Annotated in this window: 18 protein-coding genes; 13 read left to right on the top strand and 5 right to left on the bottom strand. The window is 70.6% G+C overall.

Going from position 1 to position 23,504, the window contains the following annotated elements:
• Positions 1 to 132: 132 nt before the first annotated feature.
• Positions 133 to 1,647 carry a leucyl aminopeptidase gene (locus ITJ56_RS07865; protein WP_194629386.1) on the bottom strand — a complete coding sequence of 505 codons (1,515 nt, stop codon included), beginning with the start codon at positions 1,645 to 1,647 and terminating at the stop codon, positions 133 to 135.
• A 76-nt stretch (positions 1,648 to 1,723) separates the two neighbouring features.
• On the opposite strand from ITJ56_RS07865, the gene ITJ56_RS07860 reads away from it, so the two are divergent.
• From ITJ56_RS07860 to ITJ56_RS07840, 5 genes are all read left to right on the top strand, one after another.
• A complete protein-coding gene (locus ITJ56_RS07860) occupies positions 1,724 to 2,653 on the top strand; it encodes a proteasome assembly chaperone family protein (RefSeq protein WP_194629384.1) in 930 nt (309 codons plus the stop codon).
• Between the two features lie 157 nt (positions 2,654 to 2,810).
• Complete coding sequence (locus tag ITJ56_RS07855; protein WP_194629382.1) at positions 2,811 to 4,130, top strand: MFS transporter; 1,320 nt, start codon at positions 2,811 to 2,813, stop codon at positions 4,128 to 4,130.
• Between the two features lie 195 nt (positions 4,131 to 4,325).
• Positions 4,326 to 5,585 (top strand): RNA polymerase sigma factor, encoded by a 1,260-nt coding sequence (locus tag ITJ56_RS07850; protein WP_194629380.1) that lies wholly within the window; start codon positions 4,326 to 4,328, stop codon positions 5,583 to 5,585.
• 4 nt (positions 5,586 to 5,589) lie between these two features.
• A complete protein-coding gene (locus tag ITJ56_RS07845) occupies positions 5,590 to 6,849 on the top strand; it encodes a MurT ligase domain-containing protein (RefSeq protein WP_194629378.1) in 1,260 nt (419 codons plus the stop codon).
• Positions 6,846 to 7,619 carry a type 1 glutamine amidotransferase gene (locus ITJ56_RS07840; protein WP_194629376.1) on the top strand — a complete coding sequence of 258 codons (774 nt, stop codon included), beginning with the start codon at positions 6,846 to 6,848 and terminating at the stop codon, positions 7,617 to 7,619. Before ITJ56_RS07845 ends, ITJ56_RS07840 begins: the two co-directional genes overlap by 4 nt.
• Before the next feature lie 93 nt (positions 7,620 to 7,712).
• On the opposite strand, the gene ITJ56_RS07835 is transcribed toward ITJ56_RS07840, so the two are convergent.
• Positions 7,713 to 7,937 (bottom strand): hypothetical protein, encoded by a 225-nt coding sequence (locus ITJ56_RS07835; RefSeq protein WP_111235923.1) that lies wholly within the window; start codon positions 7,935 to 7,937, stop codon positions 7,713 to 7,715.
• A 167-nt stretch (positions 7,938 to 8,104) separates the two neighbouring features.
• On the opposite strand from ITJ56_RS07835, the gene ITJ56_RS07830 reads away from it, so the two are divergent.
• The gene (locus ITJ56_RS07830; protein ID WP_194629374.1) at positions 8,105 to 10,231 is read left to right on the top strand and encodes a DNA gyrase/topoisomerase IV subunit B; all 2,127 of its coding nucleotides are present in this window, start codon (positions 8,105 to 8,107) and stop codon (positions 10,229 to 10,231) included.
• Positions 10,232 to 10,337: 106 nt separating this feature from the next.
• Here the strand turns inward: ITJ56_RS07830 and ITJ56_RS07825 are convergent, their stop codons facing one another.
• The gene (locus tag ITJ56_RS07825; protein WP_194629372.1) at positions 10,338 to 12,824 is read right to left on the bottom strand and encodes a DNA gyrase/topoisomerase IV subunit A; all 2,487 of its coding nucleotides are present in this window, start codon (positions 12,822 to 12,824) and stop codon (positions 10,338 to 10,340) included.
• 61 nt (positions 12,825 to 12,885) lie between these two features.
• On the opposite strand from ITJ56_RS07825, the gene ITJ56_RS07820 reads away from it, so the two are divergent.
• Positions 12,886 to 14,052, top strand: a complete 1,167-nt coding sequence (locus tag ITJ56_RS07820) for an alkaline phosphatase family protein (protein ID WP_194629370.1) — start codon at positions 12,886 to 12,888, stop codon at positions 14,050 to 14,052.
• Between the two features lie 33 nt (positions 14,053 to 14,085).
• Here the strand turns inward: ITJ56_RS07820 and sepH are convergent, their stop codons facing one another.
• Entirely contained in the window at positions 14,086 to 15,114 is a 1,029-nt protein-coding gene (gene sepH, locus ITJ56_RS07815; RefSeq protein ID WP_323749752.1) for a septation protein SepH, read from the bottom strand.
• 296 nt (positions 15,115 to 15,410) lie between these two features.
• Here sepH and ITJ56_RS07810 point away from each other — a divergent pair, with 296 nt between their 5' ends.
• The gene (locus ITJ56_RS07810; protein ID WP_017886098.1) at positions 15,411 to 15,710 is read left to right on the top strand and encodes a DUF4193 domain-containing protein; all 300 of its coding nucleotides are present in this window, start codon (positions 15,411 to 15,413) and stop codon (positions 15,708 to 15,710) included.
• Positions 15,711 to 15,837: 127 nt separating this feature from the next.
• On the opposite strand, the gene ITJ56_RS07805 is transcribed toward ITJ56_RS07810, so the two are convergent.
• Complete coding sequence (locus ITJ56_RS07805; protein ID WP_194629366.1) at positions 15,838 to 16,269, bottom strand: DUF3093 domain-containing protein; 432 nt, start codon at positions 16,267 to 16,269, stop codon at positions 15,838 to 15,840.
• 63 nt (positions 16,270 to 16,332) lie between these two features.
• On the opposite strand from ITJ56_RS07805, the gene dut reads away from it, so the two are divergent.
• The 5 genes from dut to dxs all read left to right on the top strand — a co-directional run bounded on the left by dut (position 16,333) and on the right by dxs (position 23,459).
• Positions 16,333 to 16,824 (top strand): dUTP diphosphatase, encoded by a 492-nt coding sequence (dut, locus tag ITJ56_RS07800; RefSeq protein WP_194629364.1) that lies wholly within the window; start codon positions 16,333 to 16,335, stop codon positions 16,822 to 16,824.
• Complete coding sequence (locus tag ITJ56_RS07795; RefSeq protein ID WP_228517316.1) at positions 16,821 to 17,543, top strand: DUF3710 domain-containing protein; 723 nt, start codon at positions 16,821 to 16,823, stop codon at positions 17,541 to 17,543. The genes dut and ITJ56_RS07795 overlap by 4 nt, the downstream gene beginning before the upstream one ends.
• 32 nt (positions 17,544 to 17,575) lie before the next feature.
• Positions 17,576 to 18,355 carry a DUF3159 domain-containing protein gene (locus tag ITJ56_RS07790; protein ID WP_194629362.1) on the top strand — a complete coding sequence of 260 codons (780 nt, stop codon included), beginning with the start codon at positions 17,576 to 17,578 and terminating at the stop codon, positions 18,353 to 18,355.
• A 128-nt stretch (positions 18,356 to 18,483) separates the two neighbouring features.
• Positions 18,484 to 21,321 carry an aconitate hydratase gene (locus ITJ56_RS07785; protein WP_194629361.1) on the top strand — a complete coding sequence of 946 codons (2,838 nt, stop codon included), beginning with the start codon at positions 18,484 to 18,486 and terminating at the stop codon, positions 21,319 to 21,321.
• A 200-nt stretch (positions 21,322 to 21,521) separates the two neighbouring features.
• Positions 21,522 to 23,459: a 1-deoxy-D-xylulose-5-phosphate synthase gene (gene dxs / locus ITJ56_RS07780; RefSeq protein WP_194629359.1), complete on the top strand. Its 1,938-nt coding sequence runs from the start codon at positions 21,522 to 21,524 to the stop codon at positions 23,457 to 23,459.
• Positions 23,460 to 23,504: the final 45 nt, after the last annotated feature.

Raw genomic sequence — 23,504 nt, 5'->3', positions numbered from 1 at the left:
TGTCGGGCCGATCGGGCCCACTGGACACCGCGGTGGCGGCGTCCGACGGTCGGACCGCATGGTTCCGGTCCCGTCCCGTGCAGTACCGGTGGGAAGCGCGGCGATGCGCTGTTCCCACCGATACCAAACCTACTACTCGGACTGGAGGTCTTCTGCGAGAGCGATGAGCGTGCGGACCATCACGCCCGTGGCACCCTTGCCCAACCAGCCGTACCCGCCGCCCTTGTTCTCCGACGGACCCGCGATGTCGAGGTGCGCCCAGGGGACACCCTCGCCCACGAAGCGCTCGAGGAACTTGCCCGCGAGCAGCATGCCGCCCGCCGGGTTGCCCACCGTCGCGTTCACGATGTCGGCGACCTCGCTGGCGAGTCGGGCGTCGAGCTCCTCGGGCAGCGGCATCGGCCAGATGGGCTCGGCGACGCCCTCGGCGACTGCGCGGACCCTGGCGACGAGGTCGTCGCTCCCCATCAGGCCGGTGGTGCGGTCGCCGAGCGCGACGACCTGGGCACCGGTCAGCGTGGCGACGTCGACCAGGGCGTCGGGCTGCTCGAGCGATGCTGCGGCCATCCCGTCACCGAGCACCAGGCGACCCTCGGCGTCGGTGTTCGTGACCTCGACCGTGGTGCCGTTCTTCAGCGTCAGGACGTCGCCCGGGCGGGTCGCCGTTCCGGAAGGCATGTTCTCGGCGAGCGCGAGCCACGCGGTGACCCGGACGTCGAGACCGAGGCGGGCGGCGGCGACGGTCGCGGCGAGGACGGTCGCGGCGCCGGTCATGTCGGTCTTCATGCCGAGCATCGACGCGGCGGGCTTGAGGGAGAGGCCGCCCGAGTCGAAGGTGATGCCCTTGCCGACCAGGGCGAGGTGCTTCGTCGCCGACTCCGGTGCGTACCGGACGACGACCAGACGCGGTGGACGGGCCGAGCCGCGGCCCACACCGAGGATGCCGCCGAAGCCCTGCTCCTCGAGCGCCTGCTCGTCGAGGACCTCGACGGTGAGCGGCAGGTCCGAGGCGAACCCGGTCGCGACGTCGGCGACGTCCTGCGGCCCGAGGTCACCAGCCGCGGTGTTCACGAGGTCTCGCACGAGCGACGCGGCGTCGGCGACGATCGCCGGACGCACGGCGGCGTCGGCGGCGACGTCGGCCGGGGCGACGACCTCGATGCGCTGGTCGCCCCGGGCAGGAGCCTTGGTGCCGGTGCCCTTGTGGCGGGTGAAGGCGTAGGCGCCGAGGGCAGCACCCTCGAGCGCTGCGTCGACCAGCTCGGCCGAGTCGGTGGGCAGGGCCAGCGTGATCGAGTCGACCTGGGGCAGCTGGCGGACGGCACTGCCCGCGGCCGCACGGATCGCGGCGACGCCGGTGCCGGACCCGAGCCCGATCAGCGCGACGGACTTCGCGCCGACGCCGGTGCCGGGGAGGCGGACGAGCTGGTCCTTCGCCCCGGTGACGCCGATCGCGGCGAGGTCGAGGTCAGCGAGGGCCTGGACGGCCCCGAGCGCGCTCGGGGCGAGCGAAGCGGCGGGAGCCGCGGCACCGGCCGTCTCACCGCCCGCGTCGTCGGACGAGCCCGGGCGGACCCCGACGACGAGGACGTCGGTGGTGGTGGTCTCGGGGGAGGAACTGGTGGTGGAGAGCGTCGGTCGGACCATCCTCCAACCCTACCGACGCCCTGTTCGCTGTCGGCGTCGTCGCCGCGCACCGGGGACGTCCGACCCCCCGCCTAGCATGGGCACGGTGAACCACCCTGAGGAGCTCTACACGTTCGACGCGGACGCCCCGACCGTCCCGGCAGGGTTGCACCTGGTCGCCGGTCTCACCGGTTTCGCCGACGCCGGGTCGGCCGTCGCGCAGGTGACGGCGTCGATCCTCGAGGACCTCGACACCGAGCTCCTCGCCGAGTTCGACCCCGACGCCCTGCTCGACTGGCGTGCGCGTCGGCCCGTCATCACCTTCGAGCACGACCACATCACGGCCGTCGACCCGCCGCGCCTCGCACTGCACCTCGTCCGTGACGAGATCGGGCAGCCGTTCCTGTTCCTCTCCGGCTACGAGCCCGACTTCCAGTGGAACCGCTTCGTGCGCGCCGTCACCGAGCTCGCCGCCGAGCTGCAGGTCGCCGACACGACGTGGCTGCAGGCCATCCCGATGCCCGTCCCGCACACCCGTCCGATCAGCCTCACCGTGTCCGGCACGCGGGCCGACCTCATCGAGCAGATGAGCGTGTGGAAGCCCGAGACCCAGGCTCCGGCGAACGTCCTGCACCTCGTCGAGCACCGCCTGGCCGAGACGGGGAAGCAGGTCACGGGGCTCGTGCTGCTCGTGCCCCACTACCTGTCGGACACCGAGTACCCGGACGCCGCGGTTGCCGCGCTGTCCGGAATCGCCGCCGCCACGGGCCTGATCTTCCCGACCGACCCCCTGCGCGAATCGGGTCGCGAGTTCCTGACCCGCGTCGACGAGCAGGTGGCGGGCAACGGCGAACTGCAGCGCCTGGTGTCCGTGCTCGAGGAGCGCCACGACACGTACATGGAGGGCAACCCCGTCGGGTCGCCGCTCACGGGCGTCGACGGCGAGGTCCCGACCGCCGATGCGATCGCGGCCGAGCTCGAGCGCTTCCTGGCCGACCGCCGCACCCAGGGCGACGCCACCGACTAGCCGTCGCGTGATCTGGACGCTCCGGACGGACGGACAGGAGGCTCGTGGCGGCGCCGCACTGCGCCTCCTGTCCGCCACCGGGTCGCGACCAGGCCGGCGCGTGCGTCAGGGGCGCACGTCGCGTGTCGATCCGGGAGCCCATCGGTAGCCTGTCGTGGTGAACTCCCGTCGTGCCTTCGTGATCTGGGCGGTCGCGGTGCTGGCCTACGTCCTCGCCGTGGTGCAGCGGTCGTCCCTCGGCGTGTCCGGAGTCGACGCGCAGGACCGGTTCGCGGTCTCCGCGGCCGTGCTCTCCACCCTCGCGGTGGTGCAGATCGCCGTCTACGCCGGACTCCAGATCCCGGTGGGGATCGCCCTCGACCGGGTCGGGCCGCGCAAGCTCGTGCTGCTCGGCGCCGTGCTGCTGGTCGTCGGTCAGGCCGTCGTCGCGGTCTCGCCCTCGATCGGACCGGCGATCGCGGGGCGCGTGCTCGTCGGTGCCGGCGACGCGATGACCTTCATCTCGGTGATCCGTCTGGTGCCGATGTGGTTCAGCGGGCGGATCCTGCCGCAGATCTCGCAGTGGACCGGCAACCTCGGGCAGATCGGCCAGATCCTGTCCGCGTTCCCCTTCGCGGTGCTCCTGCACACCGTCGGGTGGACGCCGGCGTTCGGGGTCGCGGCCGCTGCCAGCGCGGTGGGTCTCGTCCTCGCCGTGGTCTTCGTGCGGAACGGTCCCGTCCCGGTGCGCACCGACACGATCCCGCTGCCGCACTCGTGGGGTGCCGCGTTCAGCACCTTCGGCCACGCGCTCCGACGACCCGGCACGCAGCTCGGGTTCTGGTCGCACTACGTCACGCAGTCCTCGGGGACGGTGTTCTCCCTGCTGTGGGGCGTGCCGATGCTCCGCGGGCTCGGGTACTCACCGGGCGAGGCCGCGGGGTTCCTCACGGTGATCGTCGCCGTCGGGTTCGTCGCCGGTCCGGTGCTCGGACTGCTGTGCGCCCGGTTCCCGATGCGCCGGTCGAACCTGGTGCTCGGGGTGGTGGTCCTGCTCGCGGTCATCTGGACCGCGATCCTGCTCTGGCCCGGCCACCCGCCGACCTGGCTCCTCGTGCTGCTCGTCGTGGCGATGGGCATCGGCGGACCCGGATCCCTCATCGGGTTCGACTTCGCGCGCACGTTCAACCCGGTGGGGTCGCTCGGCTCGGCGAACGGCGTCGTGAACGTCGGTGGGTTCCTGGCGGCCTTCGTGATGATGTACCTCATCGGGCTGGTGCTCGACGTGGCGTCGCAGGCCAGCCGCACCACGGTCTTCGCCTGGGAGAACTTCCGGATCGCCCTCACCGTGCAGTACGTCGTGATCGGGTTCGGGGTCGGGATGCTGCTGCACGCCCGCCGCCGGACCCGTCGCGCCCTGCACGCGGAGGAGGGAATACGCGTCGGGCCGCTCTGGGTTGCACTCGTTGCACGCCTGCGGAAGCGGCACGTGCAATAATGATCACGGACCCGTTCGGGACCCCCTGTCTGTCGGAGCACTTCGGTGCGCCGGTGAACTCGGGGGACTTGACATGGGTCCTAGTGCTGCCCGGAACGGTAGGACTCGTACGACGCGGGGGACTGCGGCGCGGGGCCTGGGGCGGCGAGGGAGGCCACGACCCCACGAACGTGGCACGACGAGAGAGGTGATCGCATGGCTGCCCGGAGCACGACGATCGATCCCACGAAGGACACCGAGCCCGAGGGCGCGGTGGCGGACGACGCCACCGACGCCGAAGGGACCACGGCGCCGAAGAAGCGCGCCACCAAGGCCCCCGCCAAGAAGGCACCCGCGAAGAAGGCTGCCCCGAAGGCGAAGAAGACCGACGCCGTCGACGAGGCCATCGCCTCCGACGAGCCCGTCGAGGAGCCGGCCGACGACGCTGACGACACCGACGACAAGACGGTCAAGCCGGACGCCGCAGCAGCGGTCGCCGCCGGTGCGCTCGTCATCTCGCAGACCGACGACGACGAGGCGCCGGTCTACTCCACGACCATCACGGGTGCGACCGCCGACCCGGTGAAGGACTACCTCAAGCAGATCGGCAAGGTCGCCCTGCTGAACGCCGAGCAGGAGGTCGAGCTCGCCATGCGCATCGAGGCCGGCCTGTTCGCCGAGGACAAGCTGCAGCACTCGACCGGGCTGACCAAGCCCGCCGAGCGCGAGCTGCGGTGGGTCGCTCGCGACGGTCAGCGTGCGAAGTCGCACCTGCTCGGCGCGAACCTCCGCCTCGTGGTGTCGCTCGCCAAGCGCTACACCGGCCGTGGCATGCAGTTCCTGGACCTCATCCAGGAGGGCAACCTGGGCCTGATCCGTGCGGTCGAGAAGTTCGACTACACCAAGGGCTTCAAGTTCTCGACCTACGCGACGTGGTGGATCCGCCAGGCGATCACCCGCGCCATGGCAGACCAGGCCCGCACCATCCGCATCCCGGTGCACATGGTCGAGGTCATCAACAAGCTCGCCCGCGTCCAGCGCCAGATGCTGCAGGACCTCGGTCGCGAGCCCACTCCGGAGGAGCTCGCCCGCGAGCTCGACATGACCCCGGAGAAGGTCGTCGAGGTGCAGAAGTACGGCCGCGAGCCGATCTCGCTGCACACGCCCCTGGGCGAGGACGGCGACTCGGAGTTCGGTGACCTCATCGAGGACACCGAGGCGGTCGTGCCGGCCGACGCGGTGGGCTTCACGATGCTGCAGAAGCAGCTCGAGAGCCTGCTCGACTCCCTGTCCGAGCGCGAGGCGGGCGTGATCCGCATGCGGTTCGGCCTGGGTGACGGCCAGCCGAAGACCCTCGACCAGATCGGTGACACGTTCGGCGTGACGCGTGAGCGCATCCGTCAGATCGAGTCCAAGACGATGGCGAAGCTCCGCCACCCGTCGCGGTCGCAGTCGCTGCGCGACTACCTCGAGTAGGCCGATGCGCTTCTTCATCCCGATCCTCATCGGGCGGGTCCTGCGCGCCCTCGCCCGTGCGCGGGGCGGCGGGTCCGCCTACCCCGGGTTCATCGTGCTCAAGCTCGTGCCGGACTTCCTGCAGCACGTGACGAAGCAGTTCCCGAACGGCGTCGTCTTCGTGCTCGGATCGAACGGCAAGTCGACGACGACGCACATGATCTCCGACATCGTCCGTGCGCACGGCCTGCGGGTGTTCACGAACCCGTCCGGTGCGAACCTGCCGCAGGGCATCGCGTCCGCCCTGCTGTCCGAGGTCTCGCTGACGGGTCGCCTCAAGGCGGACATCGGCATCCTCGAGGTGGACGAGGCCTTCGCGGTCGAGCTCGCCGGCATCCTGTCGCCGTCCACGGTGACGATGCTCAACGTGCAGGTCGACCAGCTCTACCGGTTCTTCGAGACCGAGCGCGTGGCGACGATGATGCTCGACACCGCGGCGCTGTCGACGGCGAACGTCATCACGAACCACGACGACCAGTTCCTCGACGCCTACGCCGGTACCCCCGGGCAGCGCGTGCTCCGCTTCGGCGCGAGTGACGAGGTCATCGCCGCCGCACCGAACGGGCTGCAGAACGCCGACTCGTTCGGCGCCGGCGATCGTGCCCAGACCGCTGCCGACTCCGAGGTCGTCGCCCACACCGGCGACGGCGCGACGATCCGGTTCGACGACGCCGAGATCCCCGTGCGGCTGCCGGCCCGCGGGCTGCACTACGCGGTCGACGCCGCTGCGGCCACGGCCACGGCGTCTGCCGCCCTCGGCGCCCAGTTCCGCCCCGAGGCCGTCACGAAGGCCTTCGGCACCATGAAGCCCGCCTACGGGCGTGGCGAGCGGCTGCCGATCGCGGGCGAGTCCGCCGAGTTCACGATGTTCAAGAACGCCGCGAGTCTGCAGCTCAACCTCGATGCCCTGCCCGACCAGCCCGAGCAGGTCCTCATGGCGATCGACGAGGGCACGCCGGACATCTCGTGGATCTACGACATCGACTTCTCGAAGCTCGACCACGTCGACGTCGTCTCCGGCGACAAGGCCTGGCAGATCGCGATCGCGCTCGAGCACGCCGGCGTCCGCATCGGCCGGGTCGAGCCCGACGTCGATGCAGCGATCAAGCACATGGAGCAGCTCGGCTCGACGAACCGCGGGACGAAGAACTTCATCGTCAACTACGAGATCATGATGATCGCCCGCAAGGCCCTGGGCCACCCGGACATGGAGAAGACCGCATGACGGCCGATCGGCTGACCATCCTGCACGTCTACCCCCGCCAGATGGGCGTCTCGGGTGACCGTGGCAACGTCGCCGCTCTGGTGCGCCGTGCGGCCGCCGCGGACATCGACACCGAGGTGCTCGAGTACGCGCCCGGCGGCGAGCTGCCGACGACTGCCGACATCGTCGTCATCGGCAACGGACCGCTCAGCGCGATGCGGTCGCTCGCCGACGACGTCACGCGCCTCGGCGCACCGATCCGCGCGTTCGCGGCGGACGGCGTGCCGGTCGTCGCGGTCGGTGGCGGCTTCGACCTCGCCACGAACGAGGTGGTGCCCACGGACGGTGCTCCGCTGGCGGGCTTCGGAGTGTTCGACGCCCGTGCCGTCCGTGGTGCTGAGCGCCGGGTGAACTACTTCGTGCTCGAGACCCGGTACCCGCTGCTGGCCGGCGCTCCGACCCGTCTCGCAGGTTTCGAGGACCACGCGACCCGCATCGAACTGCCGCCGGAGGTCACGCCCTTCGCGGACGTCGTCTCCGGTGGCGGCAACCAGGCCGGCTCGCCGGTGGAGGGGGCCATCGTGGGCACCTCGTTCGGGACCCACACGCAAGGCCCGATCCTGCCGCTCAACCCGCAGCTCACCGACGGTGTCCTGGCCGCCGCGACGGCACGGCTCGGCCGCGAGTACGCGCCGGACCCCGATCGCACGGCCACCATCGACCGCTACGCCCGCGAGGCGCGCGCCACGGTCGATCGCTACGTCGACAAGGCGTTCAAGCGCATCGCGTGACGCCCGCGCGCTGCGGACGTCGGACGTGACCACGCAAAGACGGGAGGCGCGGTGCCAAATGGCACCGCGCCTCCCGTCTGCTGGTGGTGGGGTCTACTTCGACTCGTAGAGTCGGCTGCTCTCGTCGTGCCACTCGATGGCGGTCGCTGCGAGCTTGTCCTTGAACTCGGCGCCGTGGTGGGCGCAGAAGTAGAGTTCGCCGCTGGCCATGGTGGCTCGGATGTAGGCCTGCGCCCCGCAGCTGTCGCAACGGTCAGCGGCGGTCAGCTGGTGGTTGCTGACTTCGTCGATGGAGGGGTCCTGCACGGTCTGGGTCATTGCTGTGCTCCTCACGGATCGCAGGTTGTGCCGGGTGGTTGCACCATTTCAACACGTGATGCCTGAGAGCGACGCATTGTCCGGGCCTGTTTCGCTCAGCGCGGATCGCTTGGCCCCAGTGCGAGTGTCCACGCGGTGCTGTCGGTGCCGCTCGGTAAACTCCGACGGTGAGCTCCGACTACTCCGCACGCCATCTCTCCGTCCTCGAAGGGCTCGAGGCGGTCCGGAAGCGTCCCGGCATGTACATCGGGTCGACCGACTCCCGCGGGCTGATGCACTGCCTGTGGGAGATCATCGACAACTCGGTCGATGAAGCCCTGGCGGGGCACGGGGACGAGATCGGCGTGGTGCTGCACGCCGACGGTTCGGTCGAGGTCCGCGACACCGCTCGTGGCATCCCCGTCGACGTCGAACCGAAGACCGGCCTGACGGGGGTCGAGGTCGTGTTCACCAAGCTGCACGCCGGCGGGAAGTTCGGTTCGGGGTCGTACGCGGCCTCCGGCGGGCTGCACGGCGTGGGCGCCTCGGTCGTGAACGCGCTGTCCGAGCGCCTCGACGTCGAGGTCGACCGCGGCGGCAAGACCTACGCGATGTCGTTCCACCGCGGCGAGCCCGGCATCTTCGACGACGCGCAGGGCATCGGCCCGGACGCGCCGTTCGCACCCTTCACCTCGGGCAGTGAGCTCAGTGTGATCGGCAAGGTGAAGAAGGGCGTGACCGGCTCGCGCATCCGCTACTGGGCGGACCGGCAGATCTTCACCGCCGACGCCCGGTTCAGCACCGACGACCTGGTCACCCGCGCGCGCCAGACGGCGTTCCTCGTGCCCGGCCTCGGTCTCACCATCACCGATGAGCGTGCTGCCTCGATCGAGGCCGCGGCGACCCGGGCCGAGGCGACCGGCACCACCGTGGCCGCGGGCCCGGTCGTGGAGCGTTTCCGGTACGAGGGTGGCATCGCCGAGTTCGTCGAGCACCTCGCCGTGGACAGTCCCCTCACCGACGTCTGGCGAGTCCAGGGCACGGGGACCTTCACCGAGACCGTCCCCATGCTCGACGACAAGGGGCACATGGTGTCCACCTCGGTCGAGCGCGAGTGCGAGGTCGACCTGGCGCTCCGCTGGGGCAGCGGCTACGAGACCGTGTTCCGCAGCTTCGTGAACATCATCGCCACGCCGAAGGGTGGGACCCACCAGGCCGGATTCGAGTCCGGCGTCGTGAAGGCCGTCCGAGCCCAGGTCGAGGCGAACGCCCGCAAGCTCAAGGTCGGGCAGGACAAGCTCGACAAGGACGACGTGCTCGCCGGCATGACCGCCGTGCTCACCGTCCGCCTGCCGGAGCCGCAGTTCGAGGGACAGACGAAGGAGATCCTCGGCACGCCGGCGGTCCGGAAGATCGTCGACCAGGTCGTTTCGAAGCGGATCACCGAGATCCTCACCTCGACGCAGCGCACCGAGAAGGCGCAGTCCGCCGCCCTGCTCGAGAAGGTCGTGTCAGAGATGAAGACACGGATCTCGGCCCGTGCCCACAAGGAGACCCAGCGACGCAAGAACGCGCTCGAGAACTCCTCGCTGCCGACGAAGCTCGCCGACTGCCGGTCGCAGGAGACCGAGGGCACGGAGCTCTTCATCGTCGAGGGCGACTCGGCCCTGGGCACCGCAAAGCTCGCTCGCAACAGCGAGTACCAGGCGCTGCTGCCGATCCGCGGGAAGATCCTCAACGTGCAGAAGGCGTCCGTGTCGGACATGCTCTCGAACGTCGAGTGCGCTTCGATCATCCAGGTCATCGGCGCGGGGTCCGGCCGCACGTTCGACATCGACCAGGCCCGCTACGGCAAGATCATCATCATGTCCGACGCAGACGTCGACGGCGCCCACATCCGCACGCTGCTGCTCACGCTGTTCTTCCGGTACATGCGGCCGATGATTGAGCAGGGCCGGGTGTTCGCCGCTGTGCCGCCGCTGCACCGGGTCGTCGTGGTCAACCGCGGCAAGCCGAACGACACGCTGTACACGTACTCCGAGCAGGAGCTGCAGCGGGTGCTCAAGAAGCTCGAGAAGTCGGGCAAGAAGTACCTGGAGCCGATCCAGCGGTACAAGGGCCTCGGCGAGATGGACGCGGACCAGCTGGCCGAGACGACGATGGACCGGACGCACCGGACCCTGCGCCGGGTGAACGTCTCGGATGCCGAGGGTGCGGCGAAGGTCTTCGAGCTGCTCATGGGCAACGACGTGGCGCCGCGCAAGGAGTTCATCCTCGCCGGCGAGGGCCTGGACCGCGACCGCATCGACGCGTAGCCGCGTAGCCACGCGGCCTTTCGCGCTGCGCGACGTCACGCGCTGGGCGACACCTCACGGGCCCCGAAGTGCGTGAGGTGTCGCCAGGCGCGAAACCAGCGCGCGCCTACGCGTCGCCGGCGGTGCCGTCGAGCGCTGCGGCGCTGCCGCCGATCGAGCCGATGACGGCCTCGAGCGGTGCCCCCGAACCGTCGCGCTTCGACAGCCAGTCGGGCAGGGTGCGGGCCGCGCCGTCCGTGCCGACCGCGTGCGGTGGCGCGATGCCGGCCCAGCCCACGGTCAGGCCGTCCTCGCCCTTCAGGAACGCGTGCGCCCGGACACCCTGGGTCGCGCGACCCTTCACCGGGAACTCCGACAGCGCGGAGACCTTCGCGCGGCCCGCGTCGGTGCCGGGCAGGGCGGTCGAGGTGGTGGACACGGTGGCGACCACGGCGTCGTCGGAGCGTGCGACCGACCCGAACCAGATCACCGAGGCGCCGTCTGCGAGGGCTATGCCGGCTACACCACCGGCGGGGAGCCCCTGCGCACGGACGCCGGACGCCGGGAAGCGCAGCAGCTGGGCGTTCGAGCTGATGAACACCAGATCGTCCGACTCGGACGCCTGGGCTGCTCCGACGACCGTGTCGCCTGGCTTGAGGCCGATGGCGACGAACTCCGGCTTGTCGGGCCACGCACCCGGCACGACGCGCTTCACGATGCCCTGCGCGGTGCCGATGGCGAGGGAGTCCGACGATGCGCCGGAGAGGTCGACGAGTGCGACGACGGTCTCGCCCTTGGTCAGCGCCAGGAAGTCGGTGACCCGGACCCCGGCATCGAGGCGGACCGCTGCGGGCGGCACGGCGGGGACGTCGACGGGGGAGAGGCGGAGCACCCGGCCGGTCGAGGTCAGCGCCCCGACCTGGCCGCGGACGGTGCTCACCACCGCGGACCGGACGGCGTCGTGCTTCGAGCGCTTCGGCACCCGGACGATGCCGAGCTCCGAAGTGGGGATGTCGACGCGGATCAGTCGGCCGGTGGTGGAGAGCAGCACCCGGCACGGGGAGTCGGCGACCTGCAGGGACTCCGGGTCGACCGCGGCCTTCCGGCCACCCTTGACGGGGGCGTCGGCCTCGGTGAGCAGGGTGCGGCGCGGGGTGGCGAACTTGTCCGACACCTCGGTCAGTTCGAGGGCGACCTGCGCACGGAGCCGCTCGTCGGACGCCAGCAGCTCTTCGAGGGCGGCGATGTCGGCGAGCAGCTGGTCGCGCTCGGCCTCGAGCTCCATCCGCGAGAACTTCGTCAGGCGGCGCAGGCGCAGCTCGAGGATGTACTCGGCCTGCACCTCGGACAGGTCGAACACGTCCCGGAGCCGGTTGCGCGCCGCCTCGGAGTCGTCCGAGGTCCGGATGACCTGGATGACCTCGTCGATGTCGAGGATCGCGATGAGCAGCCCCTCGACCAGGTGCAGCCGCTCCTTGCGACGTGCCAGGCGGTACTGCGATCGGCGGGTGACCACGTCGAGGCGGTGCTGCACGTAGACGTCGAGCAGCTCGCGCAGGCCGAGGGTGCGGGGCGACCCACCGACGAGGGCGACGTTGTTGATGCCGAAGCCGTCCTCGAGCGGGGTGTGCTTGTAGAGCTGCTCGAGCACGGCGGTGGGGTTGAACCCGCTCTTGATGCCGATGACGAGCCGGAGCCCGTGGTTGCGGTCGGTCAGGTCGTTGACGTCCGAGATGCCGACGAGCTTCTTGGACTGGACGCCGTCCTTGATCTTCTCGATCACGCGCTCGGGGCCGACCAGGTACGGCAGCTCGGTGACGACGAGTCCGACCTTGCGCGGAGTGAGGTTCTCGACGCTGACCTTCGAGCGGGTGCGGAACGAGCCGCGTCCGGTCGCGTAGGCATCGCGGACCCCGGAGAGCCCGACGATGGTGCCGCCGGAGGGCAGGTCCGGCCCCGGCACGAACTCCATGAGCTCGTCGAGGGTGGCCTGCGGGTTCATGAGCAGGTGCTTCGCTGCCTCGATGACCTCGCCCAGGTTGTGCGGCGCCATGTTCGTCGCCATGCCGACCGCGATGCCGGAGGCGCCGTTGACGAGCAGGTTGGGGAAGGCCGCCGGCAGCACACCGGGCTGCATGATCTGGTTGTCGTAGTTCGGGACGAAGTCGACGACGTCCTCGCCCAGGCCCTCGGTCATCGCCATCGACGGCTCGGCCAGCCGTGCTTCGGTGTACCGGGCTGCGGCGGGGCCGTCGTCGAGGGAGCCGAAGTTGCCGTGGCCGTCGACGAGCGGCACGCGCATCGTGAAGGGCTGCGCCATCCGGACCAGCGCGTCGTAGATCGCGCCGTCGCCGTGCGGGTGCAGCTTGCCCATGACCTCGCCCGTGACGCGGGCACTCTTGACGTGTCCGCGGTCTGGTCGCAGGCCCATCTCGGCCATCTGGTACAGGATCCGACGCTGCACCGGCTTCAGGCCGTCGCGGGCGTCGGGCAGCGCCCGCGAGTAGATGACGGAGTACGCGTACTCGAGGAAGGAGCCCTGCATCTCCTCGGAGACGTCGACGTCCTCGATGCGCTCACCGTCGGGGAGGCCGACTGCGTCCGTGCGTGCCATGGCACCTTTCTGGGAGAGCGGAGTCGTCCGGAAGACCGGAGCCGTCTGGAAGACTCATGGGATGGGAACAAGCGTACCGACGGCCCCCGACGGCGTCGCGAACCTCGCCGACGTCTTCCCGAGTTGCCTCGTCGCGCTCGGCGCTGCGGACGCACCGTGGTTGCGTGACAACGGCCTGGAGGCCCGGATCGCCCTCCGCCCCGCCCGTTCCGCGATCGTCGTGCTGGTCGACGGCCTCGGTTCCGGCCCGCTGGCGGCCCGCGCCGGGCATGCGCGATGGCTCACCGCAGCGAAGGGGACCGGCACGGCGAAGAAGCTGCGCAGCGGCTTCCCGACCACGACCGCGGCGGCGCTCAGCACCCTGACCACCGGTCGCTCGCCCGGCACCCACGGCGTCGTCGGGTACAGCGGCTGGAACCCGGACACCCGCGCCGTGATGAACCTGCTCGGTGGCTGGGACACCGAGGTGCCCGCCGACTGGTTCCTGGCCGACACCCTGTTCACGCGGGCCGCGTCGCTCGGCCTCGACCCGGTCGTCGTCGGCCCCGACCGTTACCGCACCTCCGGCATGACGGCGAACGTCCTCGGTGGTGCCCGGTACGTCTCCGCGGACACGATCCCGCAGCGGGTCGACGCAGCGCTGGCCGAGACCGCCGCCGGTCGGTCGCTCGTGTACCTGTACGTTCCGGAGCTCGACTCGATCGGGCACAAGCACGGCTGGCAGTCCGACCGGTGGACCGCGGCGCTCGAACTGCTCGACGGGGAGCTCGCGCGCCTCGATGCCAGCGCCGCCGCGGACGTCGGTGTCCTGGTCACGGCGGACCACGGCGTGCTCGACGTGCCGGACCACGCGAACATCGCCATCGACCCGCTGCTGCTGACCGACGTCGTCGGGGTCGCTGGTGATCCGCGCTGCCGCCAGCTGACGGTCGCCCCCGGTACCGACGTCCGGGGCCTGGTCGGCGCGTTCCGAGCGCGCTACGGCAAGAAGGCGTTCGTCGCCAGCCGCGACGAGGCGATCGAGGCCGGCTGGTTCGGCGCGGTCGACGCGCGGGTGGTCCCCCGCATCGGGGACGTCATCGTGGTGGCACGCGGGTCGTGGGCGTTCAACGACGACCGGGCGCTCGGTGACGACGAGGTGCCGAAGCGCATGATCGGCCAGCACGGCGCGATGACCGACGAGGAGACGATCGTCCCGCTCCGGCTCGCCGGCGCGTTCGCCCACTAGGGGGCGAGCGCCGACGAGCGGTGGTCCGGCGGATCAGGCCGGGTCGTCGTCCGGACGGGTGCCGAAGACGATCTCGTCCCAGCTGGGCATCGAGCGACGGTTGCGCTTCTTGCGCTCCCCGCGGCTCTCGGGCTCGGGCGCCGAAGCCGGACCCGAGTCGGCCGCCTGCGGCGCGGTGTCCCCGTCGGCTCCCTCGTCGAAGCCGTGCAGCGGGATGTCGACCACACTGATCGAGGTCCCACGGGCAGGCTCGTCGCGCTGTTCGCCGAAGGACGCTGCCTCGCGCTCCCCTCGGCGCCGACGGAGGGCTTCGAGCAGGTCCGCGGTCTCGTTCCCCGGCGCGCGCTCCTCGACCTGCGCCTGCCCGATCCGGGGCAGCGGCGCGCGGAGCGGGGCGCGGTCCGCGACCTCCGGGTTCGTGCTGGCCTCGTCCGGCTCGTCGACCCGGAACGCGCCGGAGTCGAAGCGGGTGTCGTCGTCGTCCTGCTGGTCGAACTCCACCGCTCGCAGACGCGGGGCGATGCCCTCGTCGTCCGTGTGCGACAGGCGGTGCGCGTCGCCGTTGTCCGGGGCGAGCGTCGAGGTCTTCGGGTCGAAGCGCCACTGGGCGTCGTGCTCGACCTCGCCGGCGGTGTACCGGACGCGGACCTGCCAGCCGTTCTCCGGGTGCTTCCAGGAGCCCCAGGCGATCGCGGTGGCCTCGCCGGCCTCGAGCTTGGCAGTGATCGCCGGGCCGAAGGTGTCAGGGGACTCGTCGTCGACCGGGGTGACCGGGACGCGGTGCGAGGCGTCGAGGATGAATGCGCGCTCGGCGAGGACCGGGCCCTCGAAGCGGCGGACGTACTCGACGTCGACGTCCAGGGCGGCCGCCACCTCGGCGGCATCGGCGCCACCGCGGATGCGTGCCTGGACGTCCTTGGGGGAGACACGCTTCTGCGGACCGGCGTCCGGGTTCGCCTGGCGCACCTGGCCCGCCAGCGACGACGTGACGGGCAACCGGAACTCGGTGCCGCCGTCGGTCGCCAGGAGGAGTGCGCCGGACTCGACTCCGATGACTCTCACGTCTTGCATGGTTCCGCCTTCCCAGCGTTTCGTACGGTCGTGCGTCGTACCCCGTGAGTATGCAGTGAGCGCGGACCGTTTGCCGGGAGGCGCACGGGCGTGCCGCGGACTCCCCGAGCCCGGCGTCCCGGGCCGCGCGGGCCGGCAACGGGTGTCGGGAATGTCCGGATGCGGTCGCGGGTTGCAGCGCCAGGACGACCCGCCGCGGTGCTCGGTTTGCGCTCTGGCGGGGCGTGGTGCAAACTGTCGCCGCCGATCACCCGGCGACGACCTCTCGATACGAGAAATGGATGGGCATGGCCACCGATTACGACGCCCCCCGGAAGACCGACGACAACTCCGACTCGGAGTCGATCGAGGCCCTCAAGGAGCGCGTTCCCGACAAGATGTCGGGGGTCGTCGACGATGATTCCGACAACCCCGGCAGCTTCGAACTCGCCGGGCAGGACCTCAGCGACGTCGACCTCGACGTCGTCGTGCTGCCCCCGCAGGTCGATGAGTTCACCTGCGTCGAGTGCTTCCTCGTGAAGCACCGCTCCCAGCTCGACCACGAGTCGAAGCTCGGACCGGTCTGCGCGGAGTGTGCCTCGCTCTAACGGACACCGCCGCGTCGCAGTCGACGCAACGATCAGCGAAGGCCCCGCATCCTCCAGGGATGCGGGGCCTTCGTCGTGTGCTGCGAGGCGGGGCCGAGCCGCGCCTCCAGGCCGTGGCCGTGGTCCGTCAGGACCGCAGCGCCTCGACCACCTTGGTCGGCTGCCGGACGCTGACCAGCCAGTAGGGCGTCGGGTCGGCGTCGTCGCGGACCTCGACCCTGACGACCCCGCGCACGTAGCCGCGGAAGAGCGTCCAGGCGCGGGCGTCGAGCGCCGGGCCGCGCTGCTCCGTCGCTGCTCCGCCCTCGAACGCCTCGGCTGCGCCGACGAGCGAGCGGGGGAGACGCGCCTTGCCCGCACGGAACTCGGTGTCGGTGACCTCGATGGTGGGTGCGAGTGCCCACAGCAGCACGAGCACGGCGAGCTCCATGCCGATCGCCACGAGCACACCGGCCAGGACGCTGATGGGCAGGAAGACGAGCAGGGTGGCGGGGATCACGAGCGCCGTCGCCAGGTAGAGGGCGGGCGGGGCCCAGAGTCGTTCGCGGTACAGGGTCACGGGACCATTCGACCACGACCGAGCGAGGTCACGGAACGGTCACGGCTGCACTACCCTCGACACGTGACCGAACCAGTCGACGTCCTCTGGACCGGAGAGCACGCTCCCGGCCACGCCCACCCCGGCGACGCGGGTGCCGATCTCGTCTCCACCGAGGCCTTCGTGCTGCAGCCGGGCGAGCGACGCCTGGCCGCCACGGGGTTGCGGATCGCGCTGCCCGAGGGGTACGCCGCGTTCGTGGTCCCGCGCAGTGGTCTCGCGGCGAAGCACGGCATCACGATCGTGAACAGCCCCGGCACCGTCGACTCCGGCTACCGCGGCGAGATCAAGGTCGCACTGCTCAACACCGACCAGACGGAACCGTACGAGGTGCACGTCGGCGACCGCATCGCCCAGCTGATCGTGATGCCGGTGCCGCAGGTGACCTACACCCGTGTCGACGACCTGCCGGACAGCGTCCGCGGACAGGGCGGGTTCGGCTCGTCGGGCTACGGTGACCGGAGCGACGCCGTGACCGGTGCCGCCGCAGACGCTCAGGAAGGAACGCGCGCATGAAGTTCGGCCGACGCAAGCGTGACGAGGTCGGGGTGGCGGACGCCGTCGCCGACGACATCGAGGTCGCGGACACGTCCCCCGAGGTCGACATCGCGACGGATGCCGACGCCGACCTCGACGAGGTCGACGCGGTCGCCCCCACGGACAAGTCCGCACCGGAGGACCGGGCCGAGAACGGCCCGCACGACGAGACGGAGGCGAACCTGGTCCGCCCGTACGTCGACCTGGGCGGCGTGAAGGTGCTCCCGCGCGAGGGCCTGCACCTGCGCCTCGAGGTCGAGGAGGGCTCGCAGCGCGTCGTCGCGGTCGGGCTCGACTACGACGAGTCCACGCTGCAGGTCCAGCCGTTCGCGGCGCCCCGGTCCACCGGCCTCTGGCACGAGATCCGCGCCCAGATCGCCGAGCAGATCGAGCGCCAGGGCGGTGTCGTGACCGAGGTCGACGGCCCGTTCGGCCCGGAACTCCGTGCCTCGGTGCCGGTCGCGGTCGACGGTGACGGCGGAACCGCTGGCACACGCCCGGCCCGGTTCGTCGGGGTCGACGGCCCGCGGTGGTTCCTGCGCGGCGTGATCGCCGGCAAGGCCGCCGAGCAGCCGGACGACGCCGACGAGATCGAGGAGCTGTTCCGCAGCGTCGTCGTCGTGCGCGGCACGACGCCGATGCCGCCGCGCGACCTCATCCCGCTGCACATGCCGAAGTCGACCCAGACCGCGATCTGACGGACTGACGACCAACCCCGCCTGGAGGCACGGTGCCGGACCACGACGACACCCCACGACCCGAGACGGCTGGCCCCGACCCCGTCGCGCCGTCGGCTGAGCCGTCGGCGGCGCCGTCGTTCTCCGCACAGTTGCGCGACGCCGTACAGAACGCCGGCATCGCCCGCGTCGCGCCCGGCGAGGCACCGTCCGGCCGGGCGCTGCTCGGCGCAGTCGGCGGGGTTCGCGGGCTCGCCGAGTCGGTGCTGCCCGGGTTCGCGTTCCTGGTCGTCTACGCGATCACGAAGGAACTCGTGCCGAGCGTCGTGGTCCCGGTGGCCGTCGGCCTGGTCTTCGTGGTGCTGCGCTTGGCGCAGCGGCAGTCGGTGACGATGTCGTTCGCCGGCATCCTCGGGGTGGCGGTCTCGGCGGGCCTCGCGCTCATCACGGGCAAGGCAGAGAGCAACTTCATCCCCGGGATCGTCATCAACGCGGTCTGGCTCGTCGGGCTGCTGATCACGCTGGCGATCCGCTGGCCGCTCATCGGGCTCGTCGTCGGGTTCCTGCTGCCGGCGAACGAGGACGGGTCGCACGTCGACTGGCGCGCCGACCCGGTGAAGCGCCGCGTGCTGACGGTCGCCACCTGGATCTGGGTCGGGCTGTTCGCGGTCCGGCTCGCGGTGGAGGTCCCGCTGTACCTGACCGCGCAGGTCGAACTGCTCGCCGGGCTGAAGCTCATCCTCGGCGTGCCGCTGTACGCGGCGGTGCTCTGGGTGACCTGGCTGCTGGTCCGGACGGTGTTCGTGCGACGGGACGACGTCGCCACGGTGTAGAGTTGTCTCGACATCAAGATAGTTCTCGCCGGGCGCGCTCGTGCTCGCGGGATTAGGTTTGCCTTGCTGGTGGGACGGTCCACGGCCCGCGAGGATGAGGGCAAACCGATCAGTAGGGAGGCGGCACGGTGGCTGCAGTCAATAGCTTCGGCTCGAAGGACACACTGTCGGTTGGGGGTGTCGACTACGCGATCCACCGGATCGACTCGGTTCCCGGGCACGAGAAGTTGCCCTACAGCCTGAAGGTGCTGCTGGAGAACCTCCTCCGCACCGAGGACGGCAAGAACGTCACCGAGGGGCAGATCCGGGCGCTCGGCTCCTGGAAGCCCCACGCGGAACCCGACACCGAGATCCAGTTCTCGCCGGCACGCGTCGTCATGCAGGACTTCACGGGTGTGCCGTGCATCGTCGACCTCGCCACCATGCGCGAGGCCATGGCGGACATCGGCGGCGACCCGAACAAGATCAACCCGCTGTCGCCGGCCGAGATGGTCATCGACCACTCCGTCATCGCCGACCTGTTCGGCAGCACGGACGCACTCCAGCGCAACACCGACCTCGAGTACGAGCGGAACGGTGAGCGCTACCAGTTCCTCCGCTGGGGCCAGACCGCGTTCGAGGACTTCAAGGTCGTCCCGCCGGGCACCGGCATCGTCCACCAGGTCAACATCGAGTACCTGGCGAAGGTCACCTACACGCGTGACTTCGACGGCGAGACCTACGCGTACCCGGACACCCTGGTCGGCACCGACTCGCACACCACGATGGTGAACGGCCTCGGCGTGCTCGGCTGGGGTGTCGGCGGCATCGAGGCCGAGGCCGCGATGCTCGGGCAGCCCGTGTCGATGCTCATCCCGAAGGTCGTCGGCTTCAAGCTCTCCGGTGAGATCCCGGCCGGCGTGACCGCGACCGACGTGGTGCTCACGATCACCCAGGAGCTCCGCAAGCACGGGGTCGTCGGCAAGTTCGTCGAGTTCTACGGCGAGGGCGTCAGCGCCGTCCCGCTCGCGAACCGCGCCACGATCGGGAACATGTCGCCGGAGTTCGGCTCCACGGCGGCGATCTTCCCGGTCGACGACGTCACGCTCGACTACCTGCGCCTGACCGGTCGCGACGAGGCACAGATCGCCCTGGTCGAGGCGTACTCCAAGACCCAGGGCCTGTGGCACGACGCCTCCGTCGAGCCCAACTACTCCGAGTACATGGAGCTCGACCTGTCCACGGTCGTGCCGTCGATCTCGGGGCCGAAGCGCCCGCAGGACCGCATCGAGCTGTCGAAGGCCAAGGACCAGTTCGAGGTCGACCTCGCCAACTACGCGAGTACCGACCACAGCGAAGAGGACAAGGCCGTCGCCGACACGTTCCCGGCGTCCGACCCGGTGGCCGCGGCCCCCGGCGACGAGCACGCGCTCGACGACCTGCAGGACGCCCCCGGCTCCGAGGTCCCCGTGCACGCGTCCAGCGCGCCCGGCACCGTCTCGAAGCCGACCTCGGTCGCCATCGCGGACGGCGCGCCGTTCACGATCGACCACGGCGCCGTCGCGATCGCCGCGATCACGTCCTGCACGAACACCTCCAACCCGTCGGTCATGATGGCCGCCGGCATCCTCGCCCGGAACGCCGCGCAGAAGGGCCTCACCGCGAAGCCCTGGGTGAAGACCACCCTCGCGCCGGGGTCGAAGGTCGTCACCGACTACTACGAGAAGGCCGGTCTCACCACCTACCTCGAGCAGCTCGGCTTCTACACGGTCGGCTACGGCTGCACCACCTGCATCGGCAACTCGGGCCCGTTGCCGGAAGAGATCTCGCAGGCCGTGCAGGACAATGACCTCGCCGTCACCGCCGTCCTGTCCGGCAACCGCAACTTCGAGGGTCGGATCAACCCCGACGTGAAGATGAACTACCTGGCGTCGCCGCCGCTGGTCATCGCCTACGCCCTCGCCGGGTCGATGCACTTCGACTTCGACAAGGACGCCCTCGGCACCGACCAGGACGGCAACGACGTCTACCTGACCGACATCTGGCCCGACGCGGCCGAGGTGCAGCAGGTCATCGACACCTCCATCGACACCGAGATGTTCACCCACGAGTACGGCTCCGTGTTCGAGGGCGACGACCGCTGGAAGAACCTGCCGACCCCCACGGGCGACACCTTCGAGTGGGACCAGGAGTCGACCTACGTCCGGAAGCCCCCGTACTTCGAGGGCATGACGATGCAGCCCGACGCGGTGTCGGACATCTCCGGTGCCCGCGTGCTCGCGAAGCTCGGCGACTCGGTCACGACCGACCACATCTCGCCGGCCGGTTCGATCAAGGCGGACAGCCCGGCGGGTCAGTACCTCGCCGAGCACGGCGTCGACCGCAAGGACTTCAACTCCTACGGCTCGCGTCGCGGCAACCACGAGGTCATGATCCGTGGCACGTTCGCGAACATCCGCCTGCGCAACCAGCTCCTCGACGGGGTGGAGGGCGGCTACACCCGCGACTTCACGACGCCGGACGGCGAGCAGTCGTTCATCTACGACGCCTCGCAGCACTACCAGGAGCAGGGCGTCCCGCTCGTCATCTTCGGTGGCAAGGAGTACGGCTCCGGCTCGTCGCGCGACTGGGCGGCCAAGGGCACGAACCTGCTCGGCGTCCGCGCGGTCATCACCGAGAGCTTCGAGCGGATCCACCGCTCGAACCTCATCGGCATGGGCGTCGTCCCGCTGCAGTTCCCGGCGGGCGAGACGGTCGAGTCCCTCGGACTCGACGGGACCGAGGTCGTCTCGATCTCGGGCCTGACCGAGCTGAACGAGGGTCGCACCCCGAAGACCGTGCACGTCACCGCGACGCCGAGCGAGCACTCGCCCGCCGGCAAGCAGCCGGTCGAGTTCGACGCGGTCGTCCGCATCGACACCCCCGGTGAAGCCGATTACTACCGCAACGGCGGCATCCTGCAGTACGTGCTCCGGTCGCTCGTCTGAGAGCCGAGGAGACGGGTCGCTGACGCGACCACCTGACGGACGGGAGGCCCGTGGCGACACCGCCACGGGCCTCCCGCACGCTCCGCATGATGCGACGCGCCAGCGGCGCGCGGCGCCAGCGTCGGCCGAGCCTGCGAGGTCGGATGAATGGAAGCCCACGGGAATAGGGTGATGGCTTGGTACCCACGAAAGGAGCGCCCGTGAGCCTGCTGAGCAGCATCACGTCGCCGCGCGACCTGAAGCGTCTCTCCGACGCGCAGATGACGGACCTCGCCGCCGAGATCCGGCGGTTCCTCGTCGCCGAGGTCGCCAAGACCGGCGGGCACCTCGGGCCGAACCTCGGCGTCGTCGAGCTGACGCTCGCGATGCACCGGGTCTTCGACTCGCCGAACGATCCGTTCGTCTTCGACACGGGGCACCAGTCGTACGTGCACAAGCTCGTCACCGGGCGGCAGGACTTTTCAGGGCTGCGTGAGCGCGGCGGGCTCGCCGGGTACCCGCAGCGGAGCGAATCCGAGCACGACATCGTGGAGTCCTCGCACGCGTCGTCGTCGCTGTCGTGGGCCGACGGCATCTCTCGTGCCTTCGGTCAGACCGGGCAGACCGACCGTACCGTCGTCGCGGTCGTCGGGGACGGCGCGCTCACCGGCGGCATGACGTGGGAGGCGCTCAACAACATCTCCGACGACAACGACCGGCGCCTGGTCATCGTCGTCAACGACAACGGCCGCTCCTACGCCCCGACGATCGGCGGCATGGCGCGGTTCCTCAGTTCGGTCCGCACCCGACGCGAGTACCGGGCCCTGTACGAGGGCACGCAGGCGGTGGCAGCGCGGTTCGGCGCTCCCGGCCGTGCCGTGTACCGGGGCGTCCGCGGGGGGCTGCACGGCTTCCTGTCGCGGCTCACGAACAACGAGGCGCTGTACTCGAACCTCGACATCAAGTACATCGGCCCGGTGAACGGCCACGACCAGCGGGCGATGGAGGCGGCGCTCCGGCAGGCGAAGGCCTACGGTGCCCCGACGATCGTGCACGCGATCACCGAGAAGGGCCACGGGTTCGAGCCCGCCCTGCGCGACCAGGCCGACCAGTTCCACGCCGTGGGGCACATCGACCCCGAGACGGGGGAGTCGCTCGACGCGGCGTCGGGTCCGTCGTGGACCTCGGTGTTCGCGTCGTCGCTGGCCGAGGCCGGATCCTCGGACCCGAGGATCGTCGCGATCACGGCGGCGATGCTCCGACCGACCGGGCTGCACCTGTTCCAGGAGCAGCACCCCGACCGCGTGTACGACGTCGGGATCGCCGAGCAGCACGCGGTCACCACGGCTGCCGGTTTGGCCTACGGCGGCCTGCACCCCGTCGTGGCGCTCTACGCGACGTTCCTGAACCGCGCGTTCGACCAAGTGCTCATGGACGTCGCCCTGCACAGGGCCGGCGTGACGTTCGTGCTCGACCGTGCCGGGATCACCGGTCCCGACGGTCCCTCGCACCACGGCATGTGGGACCTCGCGCTGCTGCAGGTCGTGCCGGGCATCCGCATCGCCGCGCCGCGAGACGCCGTGACCCTGCGCGAGGAGTTCCGCGAGGCGATCGCGGTCGACGACGCCCCGACGGTGCTCCGCTGGTCGAAGGGCCAGGTCGGGCCGGACATCCCCGCGGTGCGTCGGCTGGACGACGGCGTCGACGTGCTGCACGAGGCGTCCGACGGCAACGAGGACGTGCTGCTCGTGGCCGTCGGGTCGATGGTGCCGACCGCGCTCGAGGCCGCCGCCCTGCTCGAGGCGCAGGGCATCGGTGTCACCGTGGTCGATCCCCGCTGGGTGGTGCCGATCCCGGCGTCGCTCATCGAGCTGTCCCGGTCCCACCGTTTGGTGATCACCATCGAGGACGGCGTGCGGGTCGGCGGCGTCGGCACCCGGCTGCGGCAGGACCTGCGGGCCGCCGGGGTCGACACCGGGGTGAACGAGCTCGGGCTGCCCGATGCGTTCATCGACCACGCCACCCGGTCGCAGATCCTCGCCGACGCCGGACTGACGGCGCGGGCCATCGCCCGCGACGTCATCGACCAGGTCGTCGGGACGAAGTTGCCCCAGGCGAAGCCCGCGCGGTCCCGCGAGTCCGCGGCGTCCGACCGCTAGTCGCGCGCGGTCGCGGTCGCGGCGTCGTGGTCACCGGCGGTCGTC

Origin of the sequence: Curtobacterium sp. VKM Ac-1376 (assembly GCF_015351025.1) — a bacterium.
In the GTDB taxonomy this organism is placed as follows: Bacteria; Actinomycetota; Actinomycetes; order Actinomycetales; family Microbacteriaceae; genus Curtobacterium.
This window is presented reverse-complemented; position numbering and strand designations above follow the sequence as displayed.

Bases quoted from the DNA above. Each gene is read 5' to 3' on its own strand.
- ITJ56_RS07865 (WP_194629386.1), bottom strand. From the start codon at position 1,647: ATGGTCCGACCGACGCTCTCCACCACCAGTTCCTCCCCCGAGACCACC.
- ITJ56_RS07860 (WP_194629384.1), top strand. From the start codon at position 1,724: ATGGGCACGGTGAACCACCCTGAGGAGCTCTACACGTTCGACGCGGAC.
- ITJ56_RS07850 (WP_194629380.1), top strand. From the start codon at position 4,326: ATGGCTGCCCGGAGCACGACGATCGATCCCACGAAGGACACCGAGCCC.
- ITJ56_RS07845 (WP_194629378.1), top strand. From the start codon at position 5,590: ATGCGCTTCTTCATCCCGATCCTCATCGGGCGGGTCCTGCGCGCCCTC.
- ITJ56_RS07840 (WP_194629376.1), top strand. From the start codon at position 6,846: ATGACGGCCGATCGGCTGACCATCCTGCACGTCTACCCCCGCCAGATG.
- ITJ56_RS07835 (WP_111235923.1), bottom strand. From the start codon at position 7,937: ATGACCCAGACCGTGCAGGACCCCTCCATCGACGAAGTCAGCAACCAC.
- ITJ56_RS07825 (WP_194629372.1), bottom strand. From the start codon at position 12,824: ATGGCACGCACGGACGCAGTCGGCCTCCCCGACGGTGAGCGCATCGAG.
- ITJ56_RS07820 (WP_194629370.1), top strand. From the start codon at position 12,886: ATGGGAACAAGCGTACCGACGGCCCCCGACGGCGTCGCGAACCTCGCC.
- ITJ56_RS07810 (WP_017886098.1), top strand. From the start codon at position 15,411: ATGGCCACCGATTACGACGCCCCCCGGAAGACCGACGACAACTCCGAC.
- ITJ56_RS07795 (WP_228517316.1), top strand. From the start codon at position 16,821: ATGAAGTTCGGCCGACGCAAGCGTGACGAGGTCGGGGTGGCGGACGCC.